At 62.1% G+C, this 12,908-nt stretch carries 10 protein-coding genes and 1 pseudogene; 4 read left to right on the top strand and 7 right to left on the bottom strand.

Annotated elements, in window-relative coordinates:
- Positions 1-122 precede the first annotated feature (122 nt).
- The 3 genes and pseudogenes from AC3I65_RS07865 to AC3I65_RS07855 all read left to right on the top strand — a co-directional run.
- Complete coding sequence (locus tag AC3I65_RS07865; protein ID WP_076385724.1) at positions 123-929, top strand: TatD family hydrolase; 807 nt, start codon at positions 123-125, stop codon at positions 927-929.
- A gap of 209 nt (positions 930-1,138) precedes the next feature.
- A complete protein-coding gene (locus AC3I65_RS07860; protein WP_047226342.1) occupies positions 1,139-2,620 on the top strand; it encodes a methyl-accepting chemotaxis protein in 1,482 nt (493 codons plus the stop codon).
- 237 nt (positions 2,621-2,857) lie between these two features.
- A pseudogene (locus AC3I65_RS07855) lies at positions 2,858-3,076 on the top strand (terminase); the annotation flags it as partial.
- Positions 3,077-3,084: 8 nt separating this feature from the next.
- On the opposite strand, the gene AC3I65_RS07850 reads toward AC3I65_RS07855, so the two are convergent.
- The 3 genes from AC3I65_RS07850 to AC3I65_RS07840 form a co-directional block, all read right to left on the bottom strand.
- Positions 3,085-3,882 carry an acyl-CoA thioesterase gene (locus AC3I65_RS07850; protein WP_488523607.1) on the bottom strand — a complete coding sequence of 266 codons (798 nt, stop codon included), beginning with the start codon at positions 3,880-3,882 and terminating at the stop codon, positions 3,085-3,087.
- A 232-nt stretch (positions 3,883-4,114) separates the two neighbouring features.
- Positions 4,115-4,876 (bottom strand): CHAD domain-containing protein, encoded by a 762-nt coding sequence (locus AC3I65_RS07845; protein WP_076385730.1) that lies wholly within the window; start codon positions 4,874-4,876, stop codon positions 4,115-4,117.
- A 106-nt stretch (positions 4,877-4,982) separates the two neighbouring features.
- The gene (locus tag AC3I65_RS07840; protein ID WP_039588883.1) at positions 4,983-5,273 is read right to left on the bottom strand and encodes a hypothetical protein; all 291 of its coding nucleotides are present in this window, start codon (positions 5,271-5,273) and stop codon (positions 4,983-4,985) included.
- Between the two features lie 208 nt (positions 5,274-5,481).
- On the opposite strand from AC3I65_RS07840, the gene AC3I65_RS07835 reads away from it, so the two are divergent.
- Positions 5,482-6,519 (top strand): patatin-like phospholipase family protein, encoded by a 1,038-nt coding sequence (locus AC3I65_RS07835; protein ID WP_047226339.1) that lies wholly within the window; start codon positions 5,482-5,484, stop codon positions 6,517-6,519.
- Between the two features lie 120 nt (positions 6,520-6,639).
- Here the strand turns inward: AC3I65_RS07835 and AC3I65_RS07830 are convergent, their stop codons facing one another.
- The 4 genes from AC3I65_RS07830 to kdpB form a co-directional block, all read right to left on the bottom strand.
- On the bottom strand, positions 6,640-7,338 hold the full coding sequence (locus AC3I65_RS07830; protein WP_047226338.1) for a response regulator: 699 nt from the start codon (positions 7,336-7,338) through the stop codon (positions 6,640-6,642).
- A gap of 48 nt (positions 7,339-7,386) precedes the next feature.
- The gene (locus AC3I65_RS07825; protein WP_047226337.1) at positions 7,387-10,038 is read right to left on the bottom strand and encodes a sensor histidine kinase; all 2,652 of its coding nucleotides are present in this window, start codon (positions 10,036-10,038) and stop codon (positions 7,387-7,389) included.
- Positions 10,039-10,136: 98 nt separating this feature from the next.
- Positions 10,137-10,682, bottom strand: coding sequence for a potassium-transporting ATPase subunit KdpC (kdpC, locus tag AC3I65_RS07820; protein ID WP_047226336.1), 546 nt, complete (start codon positions 10,680-10,682; stop codon positions 10,137-10,139).
- 162 nt (positions 10,683-10,844) lie between these two features.
- The gene (kdpB, locus tag AC3I65_RS07815) at positions 10,845-12,899 is read right to left on the bottom strand and encodes a potassium-transporting ATPase subunit KdpB (RefSeq protein WP_076385736.1); all 2,055 of its coding nucleotides are present in this window, start codon (positions 12,897-12,899) and stop codon (positions 10,845-10,847) included.
- Between the last annotated feature and the right edge of the window lie 9 nt (positions 12,900-12,908).

Here is a 12,908-nt window from a genome sequence, read left to right as displayed (position 1 = left end):
TTTATACCAACCCGACCGGTCTGGCGGCCTCAACAGACAGCCTCAACTCGTTGTAGTTCTTGGCTTTTCTTATAAATCTACAGCTCTGATATGCTTTGCGGCCTTTGGGTCGAGGTAGCACCATGCAACTCATCGATATCGGCGTCAACCTGACCAACCCCAGTTTTGCCGACAAACATGAGGCCGTGCTTGAGCGCGCCTATGCAGCCGGTGTCTGCCAACTGGTCTTGACCGGTACCAGCGTCGACGGCAGCGAACAGGCGTTTGAGCTGTGCCAGCGCCTCGATGACACCGGGGAGCGGCTGTTTTCCACCGCCGGTGTTCACCCCCATAGCGCCAGCGACTGGACCGCCGATAGCGCCAGGCACCTCAAAGACCTGCTGAAACAAGACCGCGTTCGCGCAGTGGGTGAATGCGGGCTGGATTTCAACCGGGACTTCTCCCCGCGCCCGCAGCAGGAAAAAGTCCTGGAAGAACACCTCGCCCTGGCGGTGGAGTTGCAATTGCCGGTCTTTCTTCACGAACGTGATGCCGATCAGCGACTGCTGGAAATCCTGCGGGATTTTCGCGACCAATTGCCCGCAGCGGTGGTGCACTGCTTTACCGGTGAGAAAAAGGCCCTGTTCAGCTATCTCGACCTGGACTTGCATATAGGCATCACAGGCTGGATCTGCGACGAGCGCCGGGGCACCCATCTGCATCCATTGGTACGGGAAATTCCTCGCACTCGCTTGATGCTTGAAAGCGATGCACCGTACCTGTTGCCTCGCACACTGCGCCCCAAACCCAAGAATGGTCGTAACGAACCGGCCTACCTGACGGAAACGTTGCGCGAAGTCGCCTTGCACCGGGGCGAAAGCCAGGAAGACCTCGCTGCCCATAGCACCGCCTGTGCCCGCGCGTTTTTTGGCTTGCCCACCCTCTCCTGACCCAATGAAAACCTGTTGGAGCGAGCCTGCTCGCGATAGCAGTGGATCAGCTTGCCCATAGGCCGACTGATACACCGTTATCGCAAGCAGGCTCGCTCCCACAGGGGATAGGCGTTGTCTGTTGACCCATATCAACACCCCGCACCTTGGATAGCGGCACAATAATGGCACCTTGCCAAAACTGTTTCCGCTATCAGAGAAGACCTTCCATGGGTGCCTGGCTTAGCAATATCTCACTGAAGTACAAATTCTGGGCGGTCAATGCGGTCGCCTTTGTCACAACCTTGCTGCTCGTACTCTACGCGGTGCAGCTTGAACAACAAGCGCGCAACCATGCGGCCCAGGCAAACGCCCAGGCCCAGGCACGCTTGCTCAGTGCCTGGCCTGCCGGGCAGCCATTGCCCAAGGCCGATCACCTGCTGGCATTCCAGCGCGGCCAAATTCCCACATTGAACGATCAATCATTGCCTTCAATAGCAGAGGCCAACGGCTGGGTAGCACTCTCGGCCAGCCCCCTGTTGGGCGACAACCCACTGCTGGGCGCCGAAGTAATCCGTGGCGGTGACGGCCAACAGTTGGCCGTGCTGGCCCAAGGCGCAAGCCTGAGCCAGGTTTTCAGGGAACGCTTCAGCCAATACGCCGTGGCGGTGTTCGTGTTGATGCTGGCCATGCTGGGCGCATCGCAGCTGCTAATCCGGTTTCTGCTCAGCCAGCTCAACACCCTGAAGGATGTGATGCTGCACGTGGAAAAAACCGGTGACCTGTCCGCCCGCGTCCCCTTGGCCTGCAAGGACGAAGTGGGCCAGATGGCGGCGGCGTTCAATGCCATGCAAGCCGGATATCAACGTGTGGTTGACACCGTTGCCAGCACTGCTCGGCAACTGGACAGCGGTGCAGCACGCCTGGCATCGAGCATGAACGATGTTCGCCACGGCATGCTCGGCCAGCAAAGCGAAACCGATCAGGCGGCGACGGCGATCAACGAGATGTCCGCTACGGTTTATCACATCGCCCAACATGCCGGCGCCACCCGCGACCTGTCGAAAAGCGCCGATACCTTGGCCGGCAATGGCCGCGAAGTAGTCAGCCGGGTGCAACAGTCGATCACCGGGCTCTCCCGCGGCGTGCAGCAGACCGCCGAAATGATCCAGCGCCTGGCCGAGGACAGCCAGAAGATCAACAGCGTGGTCAGCGTGATCCACAGCATCGCCGAACAGACCAATCTACTGGCGCTCAACGCGGCCATTGAGGCGGCGCGAGCCGGGGAAATGGGTCGAGGGTTTGCAGTGGTGGCCGACGAAGTACGCAACCTGGCCAAGCGGGTACAGACCTCCACGGATGAAATCACCGCCATGGTGTCGGCCTTGCAGGCGGGAACCCGGGACGCGGTGGATTTCATGCAGGAAAGCTCCTACAAGGCCGACGATTGCGTGCAACAGGCCCGGGAAGCCGGTGAGGCTCTGGAGCAAATCACCGGGGCGGTGGCGCAGATGCGCGAGAGCAACACCCAGATCGCCGTGGCGGCCGAGCAGCAAAGCCAGGTTGCCGAGGAAATGAACCGGGCGGTCGTGAGTATTCGTGACGTGACTGAAAACACCGTGCGCCAGACGGTGGACTCGGCCACCACCAGCCATGAGCTGGCGACGTTGGCCGGTGAGTTGAACAAGGCGATCGGGCAGCTCAGGCTCTAGGGCCCCGCTGCCAATTGACCTGGCCTGGGGGTTATCTGTGGGAGCAAGGCTTGCCCGCGATGAAGACAATATGGCCTCCCTGGGGAACGAGGCGCCTGCATCGCGGGCAAGCCTTGCTCCCACAACGGTGAAAGGCTATGGCCACCTATCACGTCGATAGCCAACCGCGATTCGTCGCGCTGCCCGGCCGGGCTTACGCTTGGGTTATTCGGTTTATCGAACTCAAGGATCAGCATCATGGGCAAACGTCACCCCCACTTCCCGGCCTGGCAATGGCGCACCTGCCTTGACCATCATGGTCACCCGAGCAATCCGGTGTTGCACCAGATTGCCGTGCCGCTGTTCATCGTCGCGTTTTTGCTGATGGTATCGGGGGTGTTCAGCCTCAGCCTGGCCAATGTCGCCATCGGCTCCCTCGGCATGATTGCCGCACTCGTGTTGCAGTGCCACGGTCATGAAGAGCCTTAGGCGAAAACTGTCACTGTCTGCCGGCTCAGGGCGATCAAGCGACCATCCGCGCTCCAGAACCTGGCGGCGACATGGCCGTAACCGTCCTGAGCATGCTCGATCTCGGCCAGGTATTTACACCAGTCCAGTGTCGTGAGTTCCAGCAGTGGCTGGACGAACTCAATGGTCCAGGTGAGCGTACTGCCCGGTGCCATTTGATTGAGATGGGGTAGCAACGCCGGAGGCCAGGCATCGACCAATGCCAGGATGTGCCCCTCGTTCAGCGGCTCCTCTTTGACATCACCACGCAAGCGCACCCAGCCCCCCATGCTGCGGGATTTGTTGCCCGTAAACGGCAGGCCACCAACACTCCAGCACAGCGCCAGGTGACGCATGAATTCCGGCGTAGCGCCCTTGATGTAGGGCAGCTCCTGGCATTGCTCCACGCTTTTGAACTCAGGCGCGGGGTCGGCCTGGACCGCCACCACGGAAGAGCGCGAGGCGCCGAAGCTGCCTTGTACCACGGTCACTACCTGACCGTTCTGTACCGCTCGCCCCAATACCTGGCTGACCGCCTTGCCTTCACGCAATACGTCGACTTCGAAACTGACGGGTACGTCGGCCTCTACCGGCCCGACGAAGGTGATCGCCAGCGAACGCACCGGGCGATCCGCCGGAACCCGCGCACGCATCGCTTCATATTGCAGCGCCGCCACCAGCCCGCCAAAACTGGCGCGTCCCTGACCCCATTCAGGCGCGATGATCACGCAGTCAGGCTGACGGCGCACGGCATCGATCAAATCGGAAAAGCGCATGACAACCTCGAAAACATGGGAAAAAGATGCAGGAATCTTAACCAGCCCAGACGGGTGGCACAGCGCTCATTCTGGCCAAAGAGACTGACAGATAGGCCGCGGCATCCCAACCCCGCCAATCTACTGTGGGAGCGAGCCTGCTCGCGATAGCGGTGAGTCAGCTTGAATAACTGGTGACTGACGCGGCGCTATCGCGAGCAGGCTCGCTCCCATAAGGGAATATCTGCAGGGCTCAGGATTTTTTGAAGCAACTGGCAACGAGTTTATCGAGCACTTTATCGGACTTGGCCTCGGCCTTTTCCATGGTGCTGAGCCAGACCGGCACGCAGGATTGCAAGTCACTTTCCTGCTTGGCCCTGGCCAGCCATTGCCAGCAATCGTGCCAGTCCCCCAAGGCGCCTTGGGCGGACTTGAGCCGTGGCATGGCCGCTTCGGGTAGGCGGTCAAGTTCGGGGTAGGCTTCGATGGCATAGCGCACACGCTTGATCAGCAGCCGCAAACGGTGGCGATCATGGGCCGGATCGCCCAAGGCTTCGCCGAGTTTCTTCCATTGTTTGTCCAGGCGCTTTTCGATGCGTTTGCGCAGACCTTTAAGCAGGTCCTGACGTTGCGCCGCGCGAATGAAGCGCGGGAAAGCATCGAGCACCATCAGCAATTGGGCCAGCTCCGGGCTGCCGGCAACGGCGGGATAAGCATCGGCCATTTGCACCTGGCGCCGCCGCGCGGCTTCGATCTTGCCGTGCTGCTCAAGGTAGGCGGCCAGCACTTCCCGGTCACGCAGGGGCGTGGTCAGCGCGCCGACCGCCGAGGCCGCCGTTTCCAGCTGCTCGACACCGGGCAAACCGCGCAACGGACGAAGCAAGCTGCGCAAACGGCGAACCGTGGTCCGCAGGTCATGCAGGGCTTCACTGTCGGTATGGGCATTGAGGCGGGCCTGACAGGCCAGCAGCCGGACTTCCAGGCCCAGTATCCGGGCCACCAGCCGATCAATCATGGGGACGTACTCCGTACGTAGCGTTGAGCGTCAAGCGGCAAGCTTCAAGTGAGGAGCAGAGTGCTCCCTTAACTTGTAGCTTGCCGCTGACAGCTTGTCGCTGCTATTAACGCCCTGCGCGGGATTCGCGGATGTAGAAACGGGCCTTCTCGGCCTTTTTGGTGCACCCCTCAAACGCTTCGAACTGCTGCTGGGTCTTGGCGCCGGTCAACAACGACAGGGCCTTGGAATAACTCACGGTGCCGGCAAAACCTTCGGCCTTGGCCAGGTCCAGTTCGCGCCAGGCGCTGTCGAGCTGGCTGCCGCAGCTATCGCGGTAAGCGGTCTTGCCGGCACAACCGGCCAGAGCCAAAACCATCAAGGATGCCACCAGGGGCAGACAAATCCGGGCTTTCATCAATTACACCTCAAGTCAGGTCAACAGTCGTGCAAGTAAGACGGTCCAGCCCGCAAAAAGTGCCAATGCCCGACCGCGTAAATACAAGTGTGGGCGAGCATACGCAAATGCCGGCACGGCGTATCAAAAAACGACACCTGCGCCACAACGATTGAGCCCAGCCGTCGATAAGTGCATTGTTAAAGTCTGTTTTACAAGAGGCCGGGTCATGACAAAACGTGTCGCATTGGTACTGGGATCGGGTGGCGCCCGGGGCTACGCCCATATCGGGGTGATCGAAGAAATCGAACGACGTGGCTACGACATCGCTTGCATCGCCGGCTGCTCCATGGGTGCCGTGGTGGGCGGAATCTATGCCGCGGGCAAGCTCGACGATTATCGTAACTGGATTGAAAGCCTGGATTACCTGGATGTGCTGCGACTGGTGGACGTCAGCTTTCGCCTGGGGGCGATTCGCGGCGAGAAAGTCTTCGGGCAAATTCGCAAGATCGTCGGCGAACTCAATATCGAAGACCTGCGTATTCCCTACACTGCCGTGGCCACCGACCTGACCAATCAGCAGGAAATCTGGTTCCAGGAAGGTTGCCTGCATCAGGCAATGCGCGCCTCGGCGGCGATTCCCAGCCTGTTCACCCCCGTGATGCAAGGCAACCGCATGCTGGTGGATGGCGGCCTGCTCAATCCGTTACCCATCGTGCCGGTGGTGTCGAGCCATTGCGACCTGATCATCGCGGTCAACCTCAACGCCACCAACCAGAAACAGTACCGACTGCCGGTCATCCAGCGCCCGGCAGCGTTCAAGCGTCGCTTCGACACCCTCGTCAGTTCCCTGGGCTCGCGTCTACCGTTCCGTCGCAAGCAAGCCGAGCAGTTGCTGCTGCTGGAACAGGAGGCGCTAAAAGCTGAAGCCGCCGAGATCAATCCATGGCTGGAATCCGCCGAGCCCGAGGGCCAACAACCGGCCGCCGCGCCGGAATCCGAAGGTGCGCCGAAATCGGCGACCGGTTCGTTCATCATCGACAACGTTGGCCCGGCCTCGCTGCTGGATCTGATCAACCAGAGTTTCGAGGTGATGCAGACGTCCCTGGCCCAATACAAAATCGCCGGGTATCCACCGGATGTGCTGATCAACGTGCCGAAACGGGTGTGCCGGTTTTTCGAGTTCTACAAGGCGCCGGAGCTGATCGCCCTGGGGCGGGAGATTGCCAGCGATACGCTGGATCGCTATGAGAATGAGCAGAACTGATAGAGCGCTCGTGGCGGTGAGGGCCTCTTCGCGAGCAGGCTCGCTCCCACACTCAAGAACATCACAACGCCTGTGGGAGCGAGCCTGCTCGCGATGACGGCAGCTCAGCCAACATCAAACTCAAAGTCCACCCTCCCCCAACAACCGATACCCAACCCCCGCCTCGGTCGCAATGAACCGGGGCCGGGTCGGGTCGTCCGCCAGTTTTTGCCGCAGATGACCGACCACGATCCGCAGGTAATGGGTGTCTTCGGTGTGGGTCGGGCCCCAAATGTCCTTGAGCAATTGCTGCTGGGTAATGACCCGCCCGGGATGGCGCGCCAATTGCGCCAGCACGGCGTATTCCTTGCGGGTCAGGGCCACTTCGGTGCCATCGAGCAGGACCCGGCGATAAGCCAGGTCCACCGTCAGCGGACCAAACGTCAGCGCCGCTTCCCGCGCCTCGCCTGCCGGGGCCTGACGCAACAAGGCACGAATGCGCGCCAGAAACTCCTGGATGCCGAACGGCTTGGTGACGTAATCATTGGCGCCGTTGTCCAGTGCCTCGACTTTCTGCGCTTCGCTGGCCCGCACCGAGAGCACCAGCACCGGCACCGTGGACCATTGGCGAAACTCGCGCAGTACCTGCTGGCCGTCCATGTCCGGCAGGCCCAGGTCGAGCACCAGCAGATCGGGCTTGTTCAGCGCCGCCTGGGCCAGGCCTTCGGCGCCGGTGCCGGCTTCGAGCACCTTGTAGCCTTGGGAAGTCAGGCTGATGCGCAGGAATTTGCGAATCTGCGGTTCGTCATCGATGACCAAAAGGGTCGCGGTCTGGCTCATGAGGTCCGTTCAATGCAATCAGGTGGAAAGAGAGTAACCCAGCGCCGCTCAGGCTTCATCGTCCAGGCCCGGTTGTGTCTGTAATGGCAGGTGCAGGGTGATGCAGGTACCGCGTCCGTCCAGGCCGGTGTCCACGCTGATCCGCCCGCCATGGGCACCGACCATGCCCTGACAGATCGCCAGCCCCAGCCCCGTGCCCTGCCCGCCGCGATCCCCGCGCGCAGCGGTATAGAACATGTCGAAGATTTTCTCGCGCTCTTCTTCAGGGATCCCGGGCCCCTCGTCGGCCACGGCGAAAAAAACTTCGCTGTCCGTCGCCCCTGCGCTGAGCAGCAATCGCCCGTGAGTCGGTGAAAATCGTGCGGCGTTCTCCAGCACGTTCACCAAGGCCTGTTCGATCAACGCCGCGTGAACATACAACAACGGCAACTCGGCCGGCACTTCGATGCCCACCGTCAACGGTGCCAGCACCGCCCGCAACCGGTTCAACGCGCTGCCGACAATATCGGCCGGCGACACCCAGTCCCGCGCCAGCTTCAGAGCCCCATGGCCGAGACGAGTCATGTCCAGCAAGTTCTGGATGTAGCGATCCAGGCGCTCAGCTTCATCACGGGTGCCTTCCAGCAGTTCGCGGCGATCGGCCAGCGGGATCGCCTCTCCCAACGCCAACAGGCTGTCGATACTGCCGCGCATGGAGGTCAGCGGCGTGCGCAAATCGTGGGACACCGACGCCAACAACGCACTGCGCAGTTGCTCGGTTTCGCCGTGCAGGCGCGCTGCTTCCAGATCCTGGGCCAGTTGCGCCCGCGCCAGGGCCTGCGCCAGTGGCTGACTGAGAGCTGCCAGCAGACGACGCCGCTGGCCGCTCAACGGCTTGCCTTCTTTCGGGCAAACGCCCAGCAACGCCAGCGGGCCCTCCTCTGTCGACAACGGCCACCACCACCAGCGCCCGGACGGCAGTGTCCCGGTGCCGGCGCCGGCCGGTTGGTCGTGTTGCCAAGCCCAATCGGCGGCCGCGCGCTCAGCTTCAGTGAAGGTCAATGGTTCAGCTGTCTCAACCTTCCAGCCGTCCTGGCCGTCACGGTTGAGCAGGCACAGTTGCAGGTCGTGCCAGCCGTTGAGGTGTTGCGCGGCGGCGCTGATCACCGCCTGGCGGTCGGTCGCGGCGGTGAGTTTGCGGGACAGATCAAGCAGCTCGCCGGTTTCCTGCTGGGTCTCGCGCAGCGCCTGCAACTGTCGTCGCTGGCGGGCCGCAAGGTTGCCGGTCAGGGCCGCCATGAGCAAGAAGAACACCAGGGTGAGTACATCTTCTTCACGCTGGATGGTGAAGGAAAAATTCGGTGGGATGAACAGAAAGTCATAGGCCAGGAACGACAGCGCCGCGCAGGCCAGCGCAGGGCCGAGGCTGCTGCGAACCGCCACCAGCAACACCGCCATCAGAAACACCAGGGAGATATTAGGCAAGGGAAGAAGCCCGGAGACCCCCCAAGCCAGCGCACTGGCCGCCGCCGTCGCCAACAGCGCCAGCACGTAGTCGAAACCAGCCAGGGCGGCGTTTGAACGCTCACGGGCCGCAGGGGGCTGTTCATCGCGATCCAGTACGTTGATTTCCAGCCCCCTGGCATCGCGCAGCAAACGCGCAGCCAAGCCACCACCGAACAGCCGCCGGCGCAGACGCCTCCTGGACTGTCCCACCAGCACCAGCGTAGCGCGACGTTCGGTGGCGTGCTGGATCAAGGTCCTGGCGACTTCACCGGCCCGTAGCAGCACCACTTCCCCACCCAGGCGTTCGGCAAGTTGCTGGGCATTTTGCAGGCGCTGGCGCGATGGCTCGTCCCGCGTGCTGCCGTTGTCCACATGCACCAGGCTCCAGGGAAGATGCCGACGCTGGGCGACGCGGCTGGCGTGGCGTACCAGACGTTCGGCCTGGGCATCACCGTCAACCCCCACCAATAATCGTCCCCGCACCGCCGGAGCCGCCTGGCCCAGTTGGCGATAGCCCTGGGCAAGATCGTTGTCCACCTGTGCAGCGGCAGTTTGCATGGCCAGCTCACGCAATGCGGTGAGGTTGGTCTGGCTGAAAAATGCATCGATCGCAGCGCGCGCCTGTTCCGGCACATAAACCTTGCCATCGCGCAGGCGCTCCAGCAGCTCGCGCGGTGGCAGGTCGATCAACAGCAGTTCATCGGCCTCCTGCAGGACCCAGTCGGGCAGCGTCTCTCGAACTTGCACGCCGGTGATACCGCGCACCTGATCGTTGAGACTTTCCAGGTGCTGGACATTGACGGTGGTGTAGACATCGATGCCGGCGGCCAGCAACTCCTGAATGTCTTGCCAGCGTTTGGCATGTCGGCTGCCGGGCGCGTTGCTGTGGGCCAGTTCGTCCACCAGCACCAAGGCCGGTCGAGCCGCGAGCAGACCATCAAGGTCCATTTCCTCGAGCATCACACCGCGATACTCCGAACGCACCAGCGGCTGCTGCACCAGACCACCGAGCAGCGCTTCAGTCTCACTGCGGCCGTGAGTCTCCACGACGCCGGCAACCACCCTGACACCTTGGCGCAGTTGCGTGTGGGCCGCCTGCAGCATGGCGTAGGTCTTGCCGACACCCGGCGACGCACCCAGGAAGACCTTGAGCCGGCCCCGGTCATTGCGGGGCAGCTTGGCTAACAGTGCATCGGCGCGGCCGGAGTCGCTCATGTGTTCGGGTTCTCTTTCAGATGTTGATCAAACGCCCTGTGGGAGCAAAGCTTTGCTCCCACAGGTGCCACTCCCACAGGTGCCACTCCCACAGGGGTCTACAGTTTTTCCAGCGCCAGGTTCAAGGCCAGCACATTTACCACCGGCGGCCCCACCAGCGGTTGTTCGATGTGAGCGTCGAGCAGTTGCTGCACGGACGATACCGGCAGATTGCGTGCGGCGGCGACACGCGCCAGTTGATAGGCAATCGCTGCTGGTGGCAAGTGGGGATCCAGTCCGCTGCCCGAGGTGGTCAGCAGCGCCAACGGCACTGGGCCTTGACCCGGCACTTGCAAGGCCTGGGCGTCACCGATCACCCGTGCGGCCAGGGCCGGATTGCTCGGGGAAAAGTTGCTGGCGCCGCTGGCTACCGTGGCGAAAGCACCCGCCGATGGACGTGGATGGAACCAGGCATCGCCCTGGAAATCCTGGGCGATCAACAGAGAGCCGCGGACCTTGCCGTCGGCATCAACGATCAGGCTGCCGTTGGCCTGGGCGGGAAACGCGACTTGCGCCACGCCCGTAACCAGCAAGGGGTACGCAACGCCGGTGATCAGGGTCATCAGAAGCAATAGGCTCAAGGCCGGGCGTATCAGAGTGAACATCCAGAAATCCTCGAATTGAATGAAAAATTACCTGTGGGAACCACTTTGTGGGAGCAACGCTTGCTCGCGATGCGGTCACCTCGGTCTGAACCAACACCGCGTCATCGTTCATCGCGGGCAAGCCTTGCTCCCACAAGGTGAAGGCGAGCGTCGGTTATCCGCTCAAACCAACCCCAACGCCGTCAGCAACATGTCGATCGCCTTGATCCCCACGAACGGCACCACGATCCCACCCAGGCCATAGATCAGCAGATTGCGCCGCAGCAGCGCCGCCGCGCTGGCGGCCTGCACCCGCACGCCACGCAACGCCAACGGGATCAGCACCACGATGATCAAGGCGTTGAACACAATGGCCGACAGAATCGCGCTTTGCGGGCTGCTCAGGTGCATCACGTTCAGCACACCCAGTTGTGGATAGATCGAGGCAAATAGCGCCGGCAGGATAGCGAAGTACTTGGCGATGTCGTTGGCGATGGAAAACGTCGTCAAGGCCCCACGGGTCACCAGCAGTTCCTTGCCGATTTGCACCACGTCCAGCAACTTGGTCGGATCGCTGTCCAGATCGACCATGTTGGCCGCCTCTCGCGCCGCCTGTGTGCCGTCGTTCATCGCCATGCCGACGTCAGCCTGGGCCAGGGCCGGCGCATCGTTGGCACCGTCACCACACATCGCCACCAGACGACCGTCATTCTGCTCATGACGGATGCGCGCCAGTTTTTTCTCCGGTGTGGCCTCGGCCAGCACGTCATCGACGCCGGCCTCGGCAGCAATGGCGGCGGCGGTCAGTGGGTTGTCGCCGGTGACCATCACCGTGCGAATCCCCAACTTGCGCAGCTCGGCAAAGCGCTCACGGATACCGGGCTTGACCACGTCCTTCAGATGAATCGCCCCCAGCAGCTTGCCGTCAACGCACACCAGCAAGGGGGTACCGCCGCTCTGGGCGATCTTGTCCACCTCCCGTGCCAATGCAGGTGGCAGTTCGCTTTTCGACAGGCCGATAAAACTCAGCAACGAATCCACGGCCCCTTTGCGGTACACCCGGCCCTGGTAATCGACACCGGACAAGCGGGTTTCAGCACTGAACGGCACAGCGGTCAGCAGTTCGGCGCCAGGCTCGGGTTGCGAGTGCAAACCCCGCAGGTACTCGACGATGGACTTGCCCTCCGCCGTGTCGTCGGCCAACGAAGCGAATAACGCGCCTTCAGTCAGTTCCTTGACGCTCACACCGGGCGCGGCGTGAACCGCGGCACAACGACGATTGCCGAAGGTGATGGTGCCGGTCTTGTCCAGCATCAGCACATGCACGTCCCCCGCCGCTTCCACGGCGCGGCCGGACTTGGCGATCACGTTCAGGCGTACCAGTCGATCCATCCCGGCGATGCCGATGGCCGACAACAGCCCGCCGATGGTGGTGGGAATCAACGTCACCAGCAGCGCCACCAGAAACACCAGCGGCAAATTACCGTTGGCGAAATGCGCGAACGGCTGCAGCGTCACCACCACCAGCAGGAAGATCAGCGTCAAGCCGATCAGCAGAATATCCAACGCCACTTCGTTGGGCGTCTTCTGCCGCTTGGCGCCTTCGACGAGGGCGATCATACGGTCCAGGGTGGATTCACCGGGGTTACTGGTGACGCGCACCAGCAGCCAGTCGGAGACCAGGCGCGTGTTGCCGGTGACGGCTGAACGGTCGCCGCCGGACTCGCGGATGACCGGGGCCGATTCGCCAGTAATCGCCGCCTCGTTCACTGCGGCGATGCCTTCGATCACTTCACCATCGCCAGGAATCATCTCCCCCGCCTCGACGCGTACCACGTCGCCTTTTCGCAGGCGGGTGGCGGCTATCACCTCAAAGCCGTTGGCCGTCTGGCGACGTGCGCTGAGGCCTTCGCTACCGGCCTTGAGACTGTCTGCCCGAGCCTTGCCACGACCTTCGGCCAGGGCTTCGGCAAAGTTGGCGAACAGCACCGTGAACCATAGCCACAGGGCAATTTGCGCGGCAACAAAAGTCGGTACGCTGCTGTCCGGAACGAAACACAACACCGTGGTGAGAATTGCGGTCAGCTCCACCACCAGCATCACCGGGGCGCGGTGCAACTGGCGCGGATCGAGCTTGACGAAAGCTTGCACCAGCGCTGGCCGCCACAAGGCCGAAATCGCGGTTTTCGGTTGCTCCGACGCCTTGGCGACGACGGTTTTGCTCATTGGCATATTCATCATCAGATC

It is taken from the genome of Pseudomonas sp. N-1-13, assembly GCF_057787095.1.
Note: the sequence above shows the minus strand (reverse complement) of the source record. Positions and strands in the feature narration are given on the sequence as shown.

Coding starts and splice junctions, on each gene's coding strand:
- AC3I65_RS07865 (WP_076385724.1), top strand. CDS start 123: ATGCAACTCATCGATATCGGCGTCAACCTGACCAACCCCAGTTTTGCC.
- AC3I65_RS07860 (WP_047226342.1), top strand. CDS start 1,139: ATGGGTGCCTGGCTTAGCAATATCTCACTGAAGTACAAATTCTGGGCG.
- AC3I65_RS07850 (WP_488523607.1), bottom strand. CDS start 3,882: ATGCGCTTTTCCGATTTGATCGATGCCGTGCGCCGTCAGCCTGACTGC.
- AC3I65_RS07845 (WP_076385730.1), bottom strand. CDS start 4,876: ATGATTGATCGGCTGGTGGCCCGGATACTGGGCCTGGAAGTCCGGCTG.
- AC3I65_RS07840 (WP_039588883.1), bottom strand. CDS start 5,273: ATGAAAGCCCGGATTTGTCTGCCCCTGGTGGCATCCTTGATGGTTTTG.
- AC3I65_RS07835 (WP_047226339.1), top strand. CDS start 5,482: ATGACAAAACGTGTCGCATTGGTACTGGGATCGGGTGGCGCCCGGGGC.
- AC3I65_RS07830 (WP_047226338.1), bottom strand. CDS start 7,338: ATGAGCCAGACCGCGACCCTTTTGGTCATCGATGACGAACCGCAGATT.
- AC3I65_RS07825 (WP_047226337.1), bottom strand. CDS start 10,038: ATGAGCGACTCCGGCCGCGCCGATGCACTGTTAGCCAAGCTGCCCCGC.
- kdpC (WP_047226336.1), bottom strand. CDS start 10,682: ATGTTCACTCTGATACGCCCGGCCTTGAGCCTATTGCTTCTGATGACC.
- kdpB (WP_076385736.1), bottom strand. CDS start 12,899: ATGAATATGCCAATGAGCAAAACCGTCGTCGCCAAGGCGTCGGAGCAA.